The following is a 17889-nucleotide window of genomic DNA, read 5'->3' on the forward strand; positions in this document are numbered from 1 at the left end:
ACAACCACCACGCCCTGTACCGCCCCTCACGCCCATGTCCGCAGCGCTACCGATCACCGCCGTGCCCGCTTGCGCCTCGGGCTGGCAGGCCATGCTGGACCTGCGCTTCGGGCACCGCGCCGGCCAGGGCAGCGTGCTTTCCCACGCACGCCACAGCGGCCCGCTGCGCGTGCAAAAACCGCTGCACCCCGAAGGCCCCGGCATCTGCCATGCCGTGCTGCTGCACCCGCCCGGCGGCGTGGCCGGCGGCGACCAGTTGCAGATCGATGTGACCGTGGAGCCCGGCGCCCATGCCCTGCTGACCACGCCGGGCGCCACGCGCTGGTACAAGTCCCAGGGCCGCCCGGCCGCGCAGCGCGTGCGGCTGCGCGTGGAAGAAGGCGCCATCCTGGAATGGCTGCCACAGGAAAACATGCTGTTCGCCGGTGCCGACGCCACCATGGCGCTGGACCTGGATCTTGCGCCGGGCGCGCGCGCCATCGGCTGGGACGCCGTGGTGCTGGGCCGCTATGGCGCGGGCGAGCACTGGAACCACACCGGCGCCGCCCACTGCGCTGCCGCACGCCTGCAGCTTCACAACCGGCTCGCATGCGGCGGACGGCCGCTGTGGCTGGAGCAAGGTGAACTGCACGCCGGCCATGCCCTGCTGTCCAGCCCCGTTGCCTGGGCAGGCTTGCCCATACAGGCCAGCCTCTGGGCCGTGGCCCCCGAACCCCTGGCGGCCATGGAGCCATTGAGCGAGCAACTGGCCGCCAGCCTGCCCTGGAGCGATGAAGTGCGCGCCGGCGCCAGCCTGCTGGCCGGCCAGGGTGGCGCGCCCTCGGTGCTGCTGCTGCGCGTGCTGGCCCGGCGCATGGAGGCGGCACGGGCCGTGCTGCATGAAGGCTGGCGCCTGCTGCGCCCGGCACTGCTGGACATGCCTGCCCGCCCTCCCCGCCTCTGGGCCACCTGATCAACGGAGACTCATCCATGGAACTCACCCCGCGTGAAAAAGACAAGCTGCTGCTGTTCACCGCAGCCCTGGTGGCCGAGCGGCGCAAGGCGCGCGGCCTGAAGCTCAACTACCCCGAGGCCGTGGCGCTGATCAGCGCCGCCGTGCTGGAGTGGGCGCGCGACGGCAGGACCGTGGCCGAGCTCATGCACCTGGGCACCACGGTGCTGACGCGCGCCGATGTGATGGAGGGCATTCCAGAAATGATCCCGGACATCCAGGTCGAAGCCACTTTCCCGGACGGCACCAAGCTGGTCACCGTTCATCACCCAATAGTTTGACCCCCTGAGCGGCTACGCCGCTTCCCCCAAGGGGGACGGCGCCATCGCTGCGGGGCGGCCCTTGCTGGGCACCCCCAACCAGCCCGCTGCATCCGCTTGTGCCGTGGGCAGATCCAGTCTCGATAGCGATCAAGGAGATCTCCATGTTCAGATTCCGCAACACTTTCAACTACCTGCTCGCCCCGGCCCTGCTGGCCGCCGCCACGGCCGCCAGCGCCCATACGGGGGCCGGCGCCCACCTGCATGCCGGTGACGGCGCCATGCAGGCCCTGATGGCCGGGCTGTCCCACCCCATCGCGGGCCTGGACCATCTGCTGGCCATGCTGGCCCTGGGCCTGTGGTGCGGGCTGATGCTGCAGCGCCAGTGGCTGCCGCCCGTGGCCTTTGCCGCCTGCATGGCGCTGGGCCTGGCGCTGACGCAGACCCCGCTGGAGCTGCCGGCCGTCGAGCCCATGGTGGCCGCCTCGCTGCTGGCCTTCGGCCTGCTGCTGGTGGCCCAGCGCCGCCTGCCCGTGGCCCTGGCCATGGTGCTGGCCGGCGCCTTCGCGCTGTTCCACGGATACGCGCATGGCGAGGTCTTCCCCCACGCGCTGCCCGCAGCCGTGTTCTGGGCCTACATGGCGGGCATGGTCGCCACCACGCTGGTGCTGCATGCGCTGGGCGTGGCCTTTGGCCGGGCCATGCGCGGCGGCACGGCATCGGCCTGGGCCGCACGCCTGGCCGGCGTGGCCGCCATGGGCTACGGTGCCGTGGCGCTGGCAGGCTGAGCGCGGGAGCCGCACATGACCGAGCGCATCATCCCCGGCGAACTGCTGGCCGAGCCCGGCGAGATCCTGCTGAACGCGGGCCGGCCCGTGCAGACCCTCACGGTCACCAACACCGGCGACCGGCCCGTGCAGGTGGGCTCGCACTTTCATTTCTTCGAGGTCAACGAGGCCCTGCACTTCGACCGCGCCGCCGCACGCGGCTGGCGGCTGAACATCGCGGCCGGAACGGCCGTGCGCTTCGAGCCCGGGCAGGAGCGCACCGTGGAACTGGTGGAAATCTCCGGCGACCGCATCATCTATGGCTTCAACGCCAAGGTGATGGGCAGGCTTTGAAGTACCCCCTGAGCGGCTACGCCGCTTCCCCCTCTCTCGCTTCGCGGGAGGGGGACGACACCCTCGGTGCGGGGCGGCCCTTCCTCGGTGTCCCCGGGTTGGACCACGCCGGCTTTAAGTACAACGAGCAACGCATAGCGTCGTAGACAACAGAAAGGGAATGCTATGGCAAGCATCACGCGCCAGGCCTATGCCGAGATGTTCGGCCCCACCGTGGGCGACCGCCTGCGGCTGGCCGACACGGCCCTGGTCATCGAGATCGAGAAGGACCACACGATCTACGGCGAAGAGGTCAAGTTCGGCGGCGGCAAGGTCATCCGCGACGGCATGGGCCAGAGCCAGCGCATGGCCGCCGACTGCGCCGACACCGTCATCACCAATGCCGTGATCATCGACCACTGGGGCATCGTCAAGGCCGACATCGCCATCAAGAACGGGCTGATCGCAGGCATAGGCAAGGCCGGCAACCCGGACATGCAGCCGGGCGTGACCATCGTCATCGGCCCCGGCACGGAAATCATTGCGGGCGAGGGCATGATCGTCACGGCCGGCGGCATCGACACGCACATCCACTTCATCTGCCCGCAGCAGATCGACGAGGCGCTGACCAGCGGCGTGACCACCATGATCGGCGGCGGCACGGGCCCGGCCACGGGCACCTTCGCCACCACGGTCACGCCCGGCCCCTGGCACATGGAGCGCATGCTGCAGGCCGTGGACGGCTACCCCATGAACATCGGCCTGCTGGGCAAGGGCAACGCCAGCCAGGCCGCGCCGCTGCGCGAGCAGATCGCGGCGGGCGCCATCGGTCTGAAGCTGCACGAGGACTGGGGATCGACGCCCGCCGCCATCGACTGCTGCCTGGGCGTGGCCGACGAGACCGACACCCAGGTCGCCATCCACACCGACACACTCAACGAGGGCGGCTTCGTCGAGGCCACGGTGGCCGCCTTCAAGGGCCGCACCATCCACACCTACCACACCGAAGGCGCGGGCGGCGGCCACGCGCCCGACATCATCAAGGTCTGCGGCGAGGCCAACGTGCTGCCCTCGTCCACCAACCCCACGCGGCCCTACACGGTGAACACGCTGGACGAGCACCTGGACATGCTCATGGTCTGCCACCACCTGGATGCCTCGATTGCCGAGGACATCGCCTTCGCCGAAAGCCGCATCCGCCGCGAAACCATCGCGGCCGAGGACGTGCTGCACGACCTGGGCGCCTTCTCCATGATCTCCAGCGACAGCCAGGCCATGGGCCGCGTGGGCGAGGTCGTGCTGCGCACCTGGCAGACCGCGCACAAGATGAAGGTCCAGCGCGGCAGCCTACCGGGCGACAACGCGCGCCACGACAACTTCCGCGTCAAGCGCTACGTGGCCAAGTACACCATCAACCCCGCACGCACGCATGGCATCGCCCATGTCGTGGGCTCGGTCGAGGTCGGCAAGCTGGCCGACCTGGTGCTGTGGCGGCCGGCGTTCTTCGGCGTCAAGCCCAGCCTCATCCTCAAGGGCGGCAGCATCGCCAGCGCCGCCATGGGCGACCCCAACGCCAGCATCCCCACGCCCCAGCCCGTGCACTACCGCCCCATGTTCGCGGGCCAGGGCAGCGGCGTGGCGGCGGCCAGCCTCACCTTCGTCTCGCAGGCCGCCCAGCAGGCCGGCGTGGCAGACCGCTACGGCCTGCGCAAGCGCACCGTGGCCGTGGAAAACTGCCGCAGCGTCAGCAAGCGCGACATGGTGCACAACGACTGGCAGCCCGACATCAGCGTCGATCCCGAGACCTACCAGGTCGTGGCCGACGGCCAGCTGCTGACCTGCGAGCCCGCCACCGAGCTGCCGATGGCGCAGCGGTATTTTCTGTTCTGATCACCCCATGCTCACCGTCAACAAACACATGCCGCAGGGCGGGGGCCTTGCCGCCGTACTAGTTAGGCGCGCCGCCACGCTGGAACTGGACTGGGACATGCGCCAGAAGAGCCGCTTTGCGGCCATCGACTCCACGGGGCGCGAGCTGGCCGTGGTGCTGGCGCGCGGCAGCGTGCTGCGCGGCGGCGATGTGCTGGTGGCCGAGGATGGCAGCCTGGTCGCCGTGCGCGCGGCGCCCCAGGCAGTGTTGCGCGTGACGGCGGCCACGCCGCTGGGCCTGCTGCGTGCGGCCTACCACCTGGGCAACCGGCATATCCCGGTGGAGGTCACCCCCACGCACCTGCACCTGGAAAACGACCCCGTGCTGCACGACATGCTGCTGCGCCTGGGTGCGCAGGTGGTCCTGGTGGATGCGCCCTTCGAGCCCGAGGCTGGCGCCTATGGCGGCGGCCACCGCCACGGCCATGACGCCAGCTTTGCCGAGGACCAGGCGCTGGCGCAGAGCGTGTATGCGCTGCATGACCATGGGCACGCACACGGCCATTCCCACGATCATTCCCACGGGCATGAACATGGCCACGATCACAGCCATGACCATGACCACAAAGGCTGCTGCGGACACGGGCACGGCCACGACCATCCGCATGGCTGACCTGTCGATACAGGGGCTGTGCGCCCTGCTGCACCTGGCATCGCCCCAGCTGCCCGTGGGCGGCTTCAGCTATTCGCAGGGGCTGGAGGCCGCCATCGAGCACGGTCTGGTCACGGATGCCGGCACGGCGCGCACCTGGATTGCCGATGCGCTGGCCCACGGTTTTGCACGCTGCGAGGCACCGCTGTGGCTGCTGCTGCGCCGGGCCTGGAGCGCAGGCGACGAGGGGGCGGTGCACGAATGGAACCAGTGGTTCATTGCCAGCCGCGACAGCCGCGAGGCCCGTGCCGAGACGCTGCAGATGGGCTGGTCGCTGCACAGCCTGCTGCGCTCCGTGCCCTGGGGCGGCGAGGCCTTTGCGCCCCGCATCGCACAACTGGGCGCGCTGGTGGACACCCCTGGCCTGGCCTATCCCACGGCCTTTGCCTGTGCCTGCGCCGCCGTGGATGCCGACGAGGACCACGCCCTGCTGGCCTATGGCTTTGCCTGGCTGGAGAACCAGGTGGCCGCCGCCATCAAGGCCGTGCCGCTGGGCCAAGTGGCGGGCCAGAGCCTGCTGCTGGCCCTGCATCCGCTGCTGGAGCAGGCCGTGGGCGAGGCACGCCGCCGCGCCAGCGAAGCGCCGCCCCGGCTGGACACCATGCTGCCCCAATGGAGCGTGCTGCAGGCGCGGCACGAACACCAGTACTCCCGGCTCTTCCGGTCCTGATCACTTACCCCAAGTCCACCATGAACACCCGCATCAAGAAACTCCCCCCGCTGCGCGTCGGCATCGGCGGCCCGGTCGGCTCCGGCAAGACCACGCTGCTGGAGATGCTGTGCAAGGCCATGCGCGCCCACTACGACCTGGTGGTCATCACCAACGACATCTACACCAAGGAAGACCAGCGCCTGCTGACGGTGGCCGAGGCCCTGCCACCCGAGCGCATCATGGGCGTGGAGACCGGCGGCTGCCCGCACACGGCCATCCGCGAGGACGCCTCCATCAACCTCGAGGCCGTGGACCGCATGCTGCGCCAGTTCCCCGAGGCGGACATCGTCTTCATCGAAAGCGGCGGCGACAACCTGGCCGCCACCTTCAGCCCCGAGCTGTCGGACCTGACCATCTACGTGATCGACGTGGCCGGCGGCGAGAAGATTCCGCGCAAGGGCGGCCCCGGCATCACCAAGAGCGATCTGCTGGTGGTCAACAAGACCGACCTGGCGCCCTACGTGGGCGCCAACCTGTCCATCATGGAAGCCGACACGCAGCGCATGCGCGCCCACAAGCCCTATGTGATGGGCAGCGTGAAAAGCGGCAAGGGCCTGCGCGAGGTGATCGACTTCATCACCGAGCGCGGCCTGCTGCCGCCCATGCCCGCGCAGGGCTGAAGACGGCCGCGCACGGCCTTCAGCGCTGCGGCGTGCCGCTGGTGGCCTTGGCCTTGGGCAGGGTGGCCGCGCTGCTGGAGGACACCAGCGGATGGCCGGTGGAGGTGGCCGCGCCATCGGTCTGGCGCCAGGCCGAGGGCTTGGGTGCCACCATGGGCTGCGGTGCGGCAGCAGGCGCGCGGCTGCGGTTCCAGGCCGGAAGCAGCACGCGGCGCACAAAGCCCATGTCCAGCGCCAGCCACAGCAGCACCGGGCACAGCGTGGGCACCATCAGCCCGCCCATCTGGTAGGCGTAGACGATGGCCTCCAGCTGCCATGTCTGTATGCCCAGCACGTTGAGGTCAAGCCGCGCCGCAAGGCACAGCTGCATCAGCACCTGCGAGACCACGCTGAAGGTCTGCAAGGGCAGCAGCGCCACATAGCCCACCAGGATGCGCCACCACCGGCCCGGACCCCAGGCCGCCAGCAGCATGGCCACCAGCACCGGCAGGCCGTAGCCGTAGCGGGCGGGATCGACCTCGACGATGGCCTCGGCGCGGCGCCAGCCGGTCTGCTCGTTGGAGACCTGGACCGAGGAATTGACGACCAGGCTGCGGGGCGTCTCCAGGTCCACGCGCTGCACCCAGCCGTTGGCGGCGTTCTCCAGCACCCACTTGCTCATGCCGGACACCGGCACGGCCAGCCAGCCGGCCGCCAGCGTCCAGGCCAGGGTCAGCACCACGATGCCGCCCATGGCCAGGGCCGCGAAACGCGAGATGGGATTGCGTCCGATCATGGCCTGCTCCTCAGGCGGCCACGGCGGCGGAAGCTGCAGCGGCGGGCGGCAGCGGCGGCTGGCCGCCGTCATCCTGCGACGGCGCCTTGCGGCCGCTCCAGCGCACCCACAGCAGCCAGAACACCAGCACGTCCAGCATGATCAGCGCCTGCCAGAGGTACTCGTGCGCGAAGTTGAAGGCCGTGGTGCTCCACTGGCCCAGGTAGAACAGGCTGATGACGCGCAGCACGTTGATGGCCTGCACGGCCACGAAGCCGGCCAGCAGGCCAGCCAGCTTCTGGCGCCATGACGAGGGGAAGGCCATCACGGCGGCAAACAGCACGATGTAGGCCTCCAGGCCGTTGCAGCCGGCCTCGATGGAGACGCCGAAGCCCGTGGCCGTGTTCCACAGCACCTTGCCCGTGGCCGAGGCCGTGCTGTCGAACCAAGTCACCAGCGAAGCGCAGATGTGCGCCAGAAAAGACGTCCAGGGCAGCACGATGTGCTGCTGCACCCAACTGAGCAGGTTCAGCCCGAACATCGTCAGCTGGATGGCCAGAAAGATCAGAAAGAAGCGCAGCATGGCAGGTCTTGGAGTGTTGGTTGCCGGGCTTGCGACCTGGCAGTTGCGAAACAGTGTCCCTCTATAGGCTCGCATTATCTTCGGACCGCTCAAAGACGACAAAGGCCGGTGCGTGAATCACGCCACCGGCCCTTGCCGTCACGGGCGCATCACCGACGCTCGCGCCTGCGCATGGTCCCCAGCGCCATCAGTGCCAGCAGGGACGACATCAGCATCAGGCCCCACTGCGACAGCGTGGGAATGCTGGCCGTGCCGCCCGGTCCCGGCTTGAGCGGCGTGGTGGTCGTGCCCTTGTCGTTGTCGGGATTGCCGTCACCGGGCACCGAGACCGTGGCCGAGTTGACCAGCGGGCGGGCGCCCTTGTAGGGCTTGTCCAGCTTTGTCTCCAGCGTGAAGACCGCCGTGCCGCCCTGGGCCAGTTGCGGCACGCTGCAGGTCACGGTGCGCGTGCCGCTGGCGTAGCTGCAGCCTGCCGAGGCCGAGACGAACTCCAGCCCGGCGGGCAGCACGTCGGTCACCGAGCCGCCTGCGGGCGACTGCGGATCGCGGCCGTAGTTGGTGACGGTCAGCGTGTAGCTGGCCGTGTCGCCATCGTCCAGCGGGCCGGCGGGGCCCTGCTTGCCGATCCCCAGGTCCACGGCATTGCCCTGGCGGCTGGTGGAGGTCCGGTCGGTGGTGGTGTTGTTGACGATCACATCGCCGCCATTGCTCAGCCATTCCGTCTCGAAGGGCTTGACCGAGGCCTCGTGGTAGATGGTGCCGCCCGATGCCTTGTCGGGCAGGGTCTGTGCGCGCATCTTGAACTTGATGGTCATGCTCTGGCCCGGAGCCAGCGCCGGGATGGTGCACTGCAGCGGCCCACTGGTCGCGTTCAGCGCCGGCTGCACGCCGCACCAGGATGCGGAGGCGCCGGGAATGCCGGCCAGCGCCAGACCGTTCTGGTAGCTGAAGGTGGCCGTGGAGCCCGATGCGGGGAACTTGTCGGTCACGACCACCTGGGTGGCGTAGGAGGGGCCGGAGTTGGTCACCGTGATGGTGTATTCGGTGTCCTCACCCAGCACCAGGCCGTCCGCCGTGTGGCGCATGCTGATGTTCACATCCAGCTCGGCGCGCTTGAGCCGGGCCTTGGCCTCGGCCTGGTTGTTGGCCTTGGTCAGCTCCTCGGTGGTGGTGTCCACCGCCACGGTGTTGGAGATCTCCGTATCGGCCGCCAGATCGCCGCGCGAGCGCATCTTGTAGCTCACGGTGTACTGCTCGCCTGAAGCCAGCGGATCGGTCCAGGCGCATTCCAGCGTGCCGCCCTGCACGCCATCGGTGGCAGCCGGAGTGCAGGTGCCGCCGCCGGAGACCGTAGGCGTGCCGATGAAGATGGCGTCTGCAGGCAGCACGTCCTTGAGCGTGACATTGGCGGCCGACGAGGGGCCGTAGTTGGGCACCGTGACCGTATAGGTCAGCGGCTCGCCCGCAGCCGCCACCTTGGGCGAGACCTGCTTTTGCGCCGCGATTTCCGCGATGGCCTGCACGGTGATGCTGGCCGTAGAGGAATCGTTGCCGGGATCGGCGTCATGGATGTCCCGCGACTGGGCCGAGGCCGCATTGGCATAGGTGCCGGTGGTGGCGCGCTTGGGGCGGATCTTGACCTCGATCACCACCTCGGCGTCCGGGGCCATGGAGGAGATGTCGCAGGTCAGATCGCGCGTCTCGCTGTTGACGCCGCCCGAAGGGGTGCCGCAGCTGGCGTTGGCGCCGGAGACGATGCGGCTGGACACGAAGCCGCCGCCCGGGTATGCGTAGGGCACGGGGTTGCCGGCCTCGTCCACCGGGTTGCCGCCCACGATACGCACGCCGTCAATTTGCTTGACCAGGGACTGCAGCGCGTCGCGCACGCGGACATTCGTCACCGTCGTGCTGGCCGAGTGGTTCTTCACCACCAGCTGGTAGGTGACCTCTTCACCGCTCTTGATGGAGGCCGGCGGCACAGGGCTGACCACGCTCTTGACGATGCCCACATCCACCTTGTCGGCGGACACGGTGACGGTCGCGGAGGTGGTGGCCGATGCATTGTCCCGGCCGATCACGCCAGCGGAGGCGTTGTTGGTGAAGTCCAGATGGCCCGAGGCCAGCGTGACCTTGACCCTGACCGTGATCTGGCGGCTGGCGCCCACGGCCAGGCCCGCGGTCGAGGTGCAGCTCTGGGCGGCGCAGGTCCAGTCACCCGCGCCGGTGCCCGCACCGGACATGCCGATGACGGTCATTCGGTTGTCCGCAGGGGTGTCGGATACGGTGATCAGCTGATTCGGCAGCACAGGCATGGGACCGTTGTTGGTCACCGTGATCGTGTACTGGAACTCCTCACCCGCCAGCACCGGGCGGCTGGGGCCGGCCTTGACGAGGCGCAGCCGTGCATCGTTGCTGAAGCTCACCGCCGCGCTATCGGTGTTGTTGGTCTTGTTGGGCTCGTTGAGTTCGGGTGGAACCCCGATCACGCCCTGATTGACCAGTTGCGCACCCGGCGTTCCACCCGCAGCCACGCTGGCCTTGAAGCGGATGGCCTGCATGTTGGCGTAGCCGGCCACCGGGTACTCGCCCGCGTGGGTGCAGGTGATGGTGCCGCTGTTGTGGCCGCAGTTCCAGGGCGCCGTGCTGCCGTCGAAGCCCATGAAGGTCACGCCGGCCGGCAGGGTGTCGGTGATGGTGAGATCGCGCGGCACGAGGGAGCCGCCTTCGCGGCGCGGCTGCAGCGTGTAGGTGACCTCGGTCGCCTGCAGCGCATCCAGCACCGTGGGCGCCACCTGCTTGCGCAGCGAGACATCCACGAACTCGCTACCGCTGGAGACCACGGCGGCGCTGGCGGTGTTGTTGCCGGACTGGCCGTCGGGCATCTCGGTGCTGGCGTCCTTGTAGCCCTTGACGCTGGCAGCGCCGGCAATGGTGCCGCTCATGTTGGCGATGGCCGGCACGGAGATGGAAGGCAGCACAGCGCCCGGCAGCACCGGGCCGCCGCGCGTGCAGCTGAGCTCGCCCGAGATCAGCGGATAGCCCGAGGCGGGCGTACAGCTCCAGCCGCTGCCTGAGGGCACGCCCGTGACCACGGCGCCGTTGGGCACGGGGAAACGCACCACGGTACGGCCACCGGCGGGCACCTCGGACGGGCCCTTGTTCTGCACGTCGATGGTGTACTGGAAGGCGCCGCCGTTGGCGACGCTGGCGGGAGCCGCCATCGCGATGGCCAGATCGGCGGCCTCGGTGGTGGTGAAGTTGCGATCGAGCTGCGTGTTGTTCTGGTCGTTGTCGTAGTCGGGCGAGGCCATGCGCGCGCTGGCCACGGCGCGCCAGTTGGTGCCGACGGTCGGCAGGATGACCTCGAAGCCCACGGACTTGAAGCCGTCGGCGGGCGCCAGGTTGCCGATGTTGCAGACCAGCGTGTTGTTGCCTGCGGTGAGCACCGTGCCGGCAGCCGGTGCCGTGCAGGTGATGCCGCCCGGGCTGCTGCTGTAGCCCTGGAACACGGCTCCCACGGGCAGCACCTCGGTCAGGGTGACGCCTACGGCGTCGGGACCGATGTTGTTGTGCCTGACCTTGGCCACATAGGTGAAGTTGCCGCCGGCAGGGCCTGCCGATGCGTCCTGTCCGTCATAGAGACCGTCCTGGTTGACCAGGATGTCGGTGTCGGCCGGCGCCGCCACGGCAGCCGCTGTTGCCAGCAAGCCGCCGGACAGCAGCGCACGCGCCAGCCAGCCCTTTCTCGTGAAAGCCATACAAACCTCTCTTTTGCTTCGTTGACAGCGCCGAATGCCGCAGGCACGGACGCACGAGGTGCCCGGCTGGAACAGCTCTGTCAGAAAGCCGACTACCGGACGCACCAAAAGGAGGCATGATGGTTCTTTATTACCAAAAGTAAATATGATCTGGAATTTTTAACAAAAGTGAGTATTTAGAGGTATTTGTGAGTTTTTCGTGAGTCGACCTTTTTCGGTCGGTTTTCCTCACGGAACGCGGACGTGAAAAAGCCGGTGGCAGCTTGCTGGCACCGGCTTGCAATGCTGATCTGCCGCGCGGCGGCGCGGCAGTGAGCAGGCACTAAGGCCTAGGGAATGCGGCGAGGCAATCCTTGTGAGGAACTCACGCCAGCAGCGCGTTCACGCGCCTGACGTAGGCAGCCGGGTCCTCGGGCATGCCGCCTTCGGCCAGTACGGCCTGGTCGAACAGGATGTTGGCCAGGTCATGGAAATGCACCGATCCGTCCAGCTTCTTGACCAGCGGATGCTCGGGGTTGACCTCCAGCACGGGGCGGGCGTCCGGCGCCTGCTGGCCGGCCTGCTTGAGCAGGCGCGCCAGCTGCAGGCTCATGCCGCCGTCCTGCACCACCAGGCAGGCGGGCGAGTCCACCAGGCGCGTGGTCACGCGCACGTCCTCGGCCTTGTCCTTGAGCGCTTCCTTGAGCTTGGCCAGCAGGGGCTTGAAGGTCTCGGCCGCTTCCTCGGCGGCCTTCTTTTCCTCTTCGTCCTGCAGCTTGCCCAGGTCCACGGCGCCCTTGGCCACGGACTGCAGCGGCGTGCCGTCGAATTCGGTCAGGTAGCCCATGGCCCATTCGTCCACGCGGTCGGCCATCAGCAGCACTTCGATGCCCTTCTTGCGGAAGACTTCGAGCTGCGGGCTGTTGCGGGCTGCGGTCAGGGAGTCGGCCGTGATGTAGTAGATCGCGTCCTGGCCTTCCTTCATGCGGGCCTTGTAGTCGGCCAGCGAGACGATGGCCTCGTCCTGGCTGGTGGAGGAAAAGCGCAGCAGCTTGGCGATGCGTTCCTTGTTGGCAAAGTCCTCGCCCAGGCCTTCCTTGAGCACGGGGCCGAACTCGGCGTAGAACTGGCTGTACTTGCCTTCCTTGGCCTTGTCCTCTTCGCTGACCACGTCGGTGACGCCGTCGGCCGCCGCGTCAGCGGCAGCGTCGTGGCGATCGTGCTTGGCCAGGTCTTCCAGCATGGACAGCACGCGCTTGGTCGAGCCGTCGCGGATCAGGCGCACGTCGCGGCTTTCCTGCAGCAGCTCGCGGCTGACGTTCAGCGGCAGGTCGGCCGAGTCGATCACGCCCTTGACGAAGCGCAGGTAGCCGGGCATCAGCGCCTCGGCGTCATCCATGATGAAGACGCGCTTGACGTAGAGCTTGACGCCGGCCTTCTTGTCGCGGTTGTAGAGGTCGAACGGCGCCTTGGCCGGGATGAACAGCAGCTGCGTGTACTCGGTGTTGCCCTCGACGCGGTTGTGGCTCCAGGTCAGCGGGTTCTCGAAGTCGTGGCTGATGGCCTTGTAGAAGTCCTGGTACTGCTCGGCCGTGATGTCCTTCTTGGGACGCGTCCACAGCGCGCTGGCCTTGTTGATGGTCTCCCACTCGCCCGTCTTCTCCATGGTGCCGGGCTGGTCGTTCTCGCCGTCCTTCCACTCCTCTTTTTCCATGAGGATGGGCAGGCTGATGTGGTCGGAGTACTTGCCGATGACCTGCTTGATCTTCCAGGCGTTGAGGAACTCCTCGGCCTCGGGGCGCAGGTGCAGCGTGATGCTGGTGCCGCGCTGGGGGCGCTCGATCTGCTCGACCTCGAACTCGCCCGTGCCGCCGCTGGTCCAGCGCACGCCTTCGGAGGCCGGCAGGCCCGCGCGGCGTGTTTCCACGGTGATCTTGTCGGCCACGATGTAGCCCGAGTAAAAGCCCACGCCGAACTGGCCGATCAGCTGCGAGTCCGACTTCTGGTCGCCCGACAGCTTGTCCATGAAGGCCTTGGTGCCGCTCTTGGCGATGGTGCCCAGGTTGTCGATGGCTTCCTGCTCGCTCATGCCGATGCCGGTGTCGGCAATGGTCAGCGTCTTGGCAGCGGCGTCGAAGGACACGCGCACTTCCAGGTTGGGCTGGTCCTCATAGAGGGAGGCATCGTTCAGCGCCTCGAAGCGCAGCTTGTCGCAGGCGTCGGAGGCGTTGGAGACCAGCTCGCGCAGGAAGATCTCGGGGTTGGAGTACAGCGAATGCGTGACCAGGTGCAGCAGCTGTGCAACTTCGGCCTGAAAAGAATGGGTTTGCTTGCTCATGCAGACAGTGTCCTATGTCCTATGGGTTCACAACAGGGAAAAAATCAGCCCTCATCTCGGGCCGGCGAGCGCATTATCAAGACCCCGCCGCCCCTGTGGCGGCGTAGGCTCTGGACGATTGTTCACTTTTTCGCCCTCACGGCGGGGCTGGCGCAGGGCTATAACTGCGCCACTTTCCGCTGTGCGGCGGACGGTGCGCGCAGGGCCCGGGCGCAACGGCGGGCCTGCTTCAGGAGATTTTCCATGCACAGCTCTGTTCAAAAATGGTCCGCAGAATTCCTCGGAACCCTGTGGCTGACCCTGGGCGGCTGCGGTGCGGCCGTGCTGGCCGCCGCCTTCCCGCAGGTGGGCATCGGCCTGGTCGGCGTCTCGCTGGCCTTCGGCCTGACGGTGCTCACGGGCGCCTATGCCTTCGGGCCCATCTCGGGCGGGCACTTCAACCCGGCCGTCTCCGTGGGCCTGGCCATGGGCGGGCGCTTTGCCTGGAGCGAACTGCCGGGCTACATCGTCTCGCAGGTGCTGGGCGCCATCACGGGCGCAGGCATTCTCTACGTGATCGCCACGGGCAAGGCCGGTGCCGACATCGGCGGCTTTGCCACCAACGGCTACGGCGCGCATTCGCCGGGCGGCTACGGCATGACGGCAGCCCTGGTCACCGAGGTGGTGATGACGGCCTTCTTCATCCTGGTCATCCTGGGCGCCACGGCCAAGCGCGCGGCAGCCGGCTTTGGCGGGCTGGCCATCGGCCTGTGCCTGACGCTGATCCACCTGATCTCGATTCCCGTGACCAATACCTCGGTCAATCCCGCGCGCAGCACGGGCCCGGCCCTGTTCGGTCCCGAGATCGCCATCTCGCAACTGTGGCTGTTCTGGGTGGCCCCCATCGTGGGTGCGCTGATCGGCGCCGTGATCTACAAGGCCCTGCTGGCCAACCCGGCCAACGAATAAGGCCAGGGACGGGCGCTGCAGGCGCCCCGCAGAAGACTCAAGCGGCTGGCGACAGCCGCTTTTTTCATTGAATCTTTGGTGAAACACGGTTTTCGTTTGTTGCATGGCGGCAACGCGAAGGACTTTCACCCGGCACAAACCGGCCAACTTTACGAAGCAGAAACCGAACACTAGTGATTCGCAATAACAATCCGCGGGCTTTCATCGGAGTGAACATGAGCAAAATCCAACAAATCCTCCCCCCCGCGAACCTCACCCAGCTGGCCATTGCCACTGCCCTGTGCCTTGCTGGCACCCCGGCCTTCGCACAGACCAGCACCACGCTGGGCACCGTGAACGTGACGTCTTCGACCGAAGCGCCCGTCAAGACCGACAACGCCTCCTCGGCCAAGTTCACGGCCCCGCTGGTGGACACGCCCAAGACGGTGCAGGTCATCAACGAGGAAATCATCAAGCAGACCGGCGCGACCAGCCTGCAGGAAGCCCTGCGGTCCACGCCCGGCATCACCTTCGGCAACGGCGAAGGCGGCAACCCCTCGGGTGACCAGCCCTTCATCCGCGGCATGGATGCCCAGGCCAGCACCTTCGTGGACGGCATGCGCGACATTGCGGCCGGCACGCGCGAGGTGTTCAACCTGGAAGCGGTGGAAGTCATCAAGGGCGCCGATTCGGCCTATGCAGGCCGTGGCGGCGCGGGCGGCTCCATCAACCTGGTGACCAAGAAGGCCAGGAACGAGAACTTCATCAGCGGCGACGTGGGCCTGGGCACGGACAGCTACCGGCGCGCCACCATCGACGCCAACCGCGTGCTGGGCGAAGGCGTGGGCCTGCGCCTGAACGCCATGGTGCACGACGCCGACGTTCCCGGCCGCAGCGGCCCCGAGAACAAGCGCTGGGGCATTGCCCCCACGGTGACCTTCGGCATGGGCACGCCCACCGAGGTCTCGCTGTCCTGGCAGCACCTGCAGACCGACAACATTCCCGATGGCGGCGTGCCCTACCTGTACAGCAGCACGGCTGCGGCCGGCCTGCGCGGCGGCAGCGTGGTGCGTCCCACCTACGGCAACAACCGCGACAACTGGTACGGCCTGACCAGCCGCGACTACGAAAAGGAAAAGAGTGACCTGTTCACGGCCACCGTGGAGCACAAGTTCACCGACACCCAGAAGTTCCGCAACAGTCTGCGCTACAGCAAGACCGAACAGGACTACCTGTGGACCCAGCCCGACGACAGCAAGGGCAATGTCGTCAATGGCTATGTGTTCCGCCGTGGCAATGCACGCGTGGCCGACATCAAGACGCTGCAGAACCTCTCGGAATTCACGGGCAAGGCCCAGACCGGCAGCGTGGGCCACAGCTACTCGTTCGGCCTGGAACTGTCCAAGGAAAAGGCCGAGTCCCGCATCGCCGCGCTGCAGACCACCAACACCACCTGCACGGCCGCCAGCCTGTGGTGCGCCTCGCTGAACAACCCCGACAGCAGCCCGCTGTGGAACCTGCCCGTGACGCTGGGCGACCCCAGCCACAACCAGATCGACACCGTGGCGCTGTACGGCTTCGACACGCTGAAGTTCAACGACCAGTGGTTGCTCAATGCCGGCCTGCGCATGGACCACTACAAGCTCAGCTCCTCCGGCCCCGCCGGCCGCAACACGCCGGCCTATGACCTGAGCCGTTCGGACACATTGTTCAACTACCAGCTGGGCCTGGTCTACAAGCCGGCCACCAACGGCAGCATCTACGCCAGCATCGGCACCTCCTCGCGCCCCGGCGGCTCCATGCTGGGCAACGGCAACGAGGACCTGGGCATCTCCACCGACCAGCTGGCCAACCTCGCTCCCGAGAAGACCCGCTCGCTCGAACTTGGCACCAAGTGGGACCTGATGGAAAAGCGCCTGGCGCTGACCGCCGCGCTGTTCCGCAACGACGTGACCAATGCACGCATCACCGAAAACGGCGTCACCTACATGGGCGGCAACAAGGTGGTCAACGGTGTGGAGCTGGGCTTCACGGGCAGCGTGCTGCCGGGCCTGAGCGTCTTCGGCGGCTACACCTACATGGACAGCGAGCAGAAGAACGCCGGCGCGGGCAGCGTGGCCAATGGCCAGCCCTTTCCCAACACGCCCAAGCACAGCTTCAGCCTGTGGACCAGCTACAAGCCCATGGCAAAGCTGACCGTGGGCCTGGGCATCTACGCCCAGAGCAGCGTGAACCAGAGCTACATCCTGTCCACGGTGGATGGCGGCATCGTCACCAAGGGTGCCAGCGGCTATGCGCGCTACGACGCCATGGTGGCCTACCAGATCGACCGCAACCTGACCGTGCAGCTGAACCTGTACAACCTGGGCGACAAGGTCTACTACAGCGGCATCCGCTCGCCCCACTACGCGACCATGGCCGCAGGCCGCTCAGCCGTGGCCTCGCTCAAGTGGACGTACTGATCTGCTGATCGCCCCGCGCGAACGCGCAGCGGCTTGACACTGCGCAGATCACCGCAAAGCCCCGCAGGCCATCGCCGCCTGCGGGGCTTTTTTGCGGGACACTCGCTGATTCCCCCTGAGGACCGCCTGCCATGATGCTCCGCATACCCGCCCTGCTCAGCCCCGACGAAGTGTGCCAGTGCCGCCAGGCGCTGGAGCAGGCCCCGTGGCAGGACGGCCGCGCCACGGCCGGCCCTCTGGCGGCCCAGGTCAAGGCCAACCTGCAGCTGCCGCTGGACAGCCAGGCCGGCCAGGCGATAGGCAACCTCATCCTCGACAAGCTGGGGGCCAGCGCGCTGTTCATGTCGGCCACCCTGCCGCTGAAGGTGCTGCCGCCGCGCTTCAACCGCTACGAGGGCGGCGGCACCTACGGCAACCATATAGACAACGCCATCTTCACCATCCCCGGCACGGCCATCAAGGTGCGCAGCGATGTCTCCACCACCGTGTTCTTCAGCGAGCCCGACGAGTACGAAGGCGGCGAGCTGATCGTGGAGGACACCTTCGGCCACCAGAGCGTGAAGCTGGCCGCAGGCGACGCCATCGTCTACCCCGGCACCAGCCTGCACCGCGTCAACCCCGTCACGCGCGGCACGCGCTACGCCAGCTTCTTCTGGACGCACAGCCTCGTGGCCTCGGACGAGCAGCGCCGCATCCTGTTCGACCTGGACCAGCAGATCCAGCAACTGACGGTGCGCCACCCGGGCGACCCCGCGCTTTCCGCGCTGTCCGGCACGTACCACAACCTGTTGCGGATGTGGTCGCAGGCCTAGTGGCACAGCCGC

General features: G+C 67.6%; 15 protein-coding genes. 11 read left to right on the forward strand and 4 right to left on the reverse strand.

The genetic code is table 11. The annotated features are described in order from the left end of the window. The first annotated feature begins 34 nt into the window (after nt 1–34). The 8 genes from DELCS14_RS26340 (at nt 35) to ureG (ending at nt 6264) form a co-directional block, all read left to right on the forward strand. Nucleotides 35–952 carry an urease accessory protein UreD gene (locus tag DELCS14_RS26340; protein ID WP_013804328.1) on the forward strand — a complete coding sequence of 306 codons (918 nt, stop codon included), beginning with the start codon at nt 35–37 and terminating at the stop codon, nt 950–952. Between the two features lie 17 nt (nt 953–969). Continuing rightward, nucleotides 970–1272, forward strand: a complete 303-nt coding sequence (locus DELCS14_RS26345) for an urease subunit gamma (RefSeq protein ID WP_012203116.1) — start codon at nt 970–972, stop codon at nt 1270–1272. 143 nt (nt 1273–1415) lie between these two features. Further along, nucleotides 1416–2039 carry a HupE/UreJ family protein gene (locus tag DELCS14_RS26350; RefSeq protein ID WP_013804329.1) on the forward strand — a complete coding sequence of 208 codons (624 nt, stop codon included), beginning with the start codon at nt 1416–1418 and terminating at the stop codon, nt 2037–2039. A gap of 27 nt (nt 2040–2066) precedes the next feature. Further along, the gene (locus DELCS14_RS26355) at nt 2067–2372 is read left to right on the forward strand and encodes an urease subunit beta (RefSeq protein WP_170962150.1); all 306 of its coding nucleotides are present in this window, start codon (nt 2067–2069) and stop codon (nt 2370–2372) included. 165 nt (nt 2373–2537) lie between these two features. Then, nucleotides 2538–4241, forward strand: coding sequence for an urease subunit alpha (gene ureC, locus DELCS14_RS26360; protein ID WP_012203113.1), 1704 nt, complete (start codon nt 2538–2540; stop codon nt 4239–4241). 7 nt (nt 4242–4248) lie between these two features. Further along, a complete protein-coding gene (ureE, locus tag DELCS14_RS26365) occupies nt 4249–4893 on the forward strand; it encodes an urease accessory protein UreE (protein WP_013804331.1) in 645 nt (214 codons plus the stop codon). Beyond that, nucleotides 4886–5602, forward strand: coding sequence for an urease accessory UreF family protein (locus DELCS14_RS26370; protein ID WP_013804332.1), 717 nt, complete (start codon nt 4886–4888; stop codon nt 5600–5602). Before ureE ends, DELCS14_RS26370 begins: the two co-directional genes overlap by 8 nt. A gap of 20 nt (nt 5603–5622) precedes the next feature. Beyond that, a complete protein-coding gene (gene ureG, locus DELCS14_RS26375) occupies nt 5623–6264 on the forward strand; it encodes an urease accessory protein UreG (protein WP_013804333.1) in 642 nt (213 codons plus the stop codon). A 19-nt stretch (nt 6265–6283) separates the two neighbouring features. On the opposite strand, the gene DELCS14_RS26380 is transcribed toward ureG, so the two are convergent. From DELCS14_RS26380 to htpG, 4 genes are all read right to left on the reverse strand, one after another. Next, nucleotides 6284–7039: an exosortase H-associated membrane protein gene (locus DELCS14_RS26380; RefSeq protein WP_013804334.1), complete on the reverse strand. Its 756-nt coding sequence runs from the start codon at nt 7037–7039 to the stop codon at nt 6284–6286. Nucleotides 7040–7049: 10 nt separating this feature from the next. Then, nucleotides 7050–7601 (reverse strand): exosortase H, encoded by a 552-nt coding sequence (xrtH, locus tag DELCS14_RS26385; RefSeq protein WP_013804335.1) that lies wholly within the window; start codon nt 7599–7601, stop codon nt 7050–7052. A gap of 149 nt (nt 7602–7750) precedes the next feature. Next, nucleotides 7751–11359: an IPTL-CTERM sorting domain-containing protein gene (locus DELCS14_RS26390; RefSeq protein WP_013804336.1), complete on the reverse strand. Its 3609-nt coding sequence runs from the start codon at nt 11357–11359 to the stop codon at nt 7751–7753. Between the two features lie 364 nt (nt 11360–11723). Then, complete coding sequence (htpG, locus tag DELCS14_RS26395) at nt 11724–13676, reverse strand: molecular chaperone HtpG (RefSeq protein ID WP_012203106.1); 1953 nt, start codon at nt 13674–13676, stop codon at nt 11724–11726. Between the two features lie 243 nt (nt 13677–13919). Here htpG and aqpZ point away from each other — a divergent pair, with 243 nt between their 5' ends. From aqpZ to DELCS14_RS26410, 3 genes are all read left to right on the forward strand, one after another. Continuing rightward, entirely contained in the window at nt 13920–14624 is a 705-nt protein-coding gene (aqpZ, locus tag DELCS14_RS26400; protein WP_013804337.1) for an aquaporin Z, read from the forward strand. 215 nt (nt 14625–14839) lie between these two features. Then, nucleotides 14840–17065 carry a TonB-dependent siderophore receptor gene (locus tag DELCS14_RS26405; RefSeq protein WP_013804338.1) on the forward strand — a complete coding sequence of 742 codons (2226 nt, stop codon included), beginning with the start codon at nt 14840–14842 and terminating at the stop codon, nt 17063–17065. Between the two features lie 131 nt (nt 17066–17196). Then, on the forward strand, nt 17197–17877 hold the full coding sequence (locus tag DELCS14_RS26410) for a Fe2+-dependent dioxygenase (protein WP_013804339.1): 681 nt from the start codon (nt 17197–17199) through the stop codon (nt 17875–17877). Nucleotides 17878–17889 lie beyond the last annotated feature (12 nt).

Origin of the sequence: Delftia sp. Cs1-4 (genome assembly GCF_000214395.1) — a bacterium.
GTDB lineage: Bacteria > Pseudomonadota > Gammaproteobacteria > Burkholderiales > Burkholderiaceae_C > Comamonas > Comamonas acidovorans.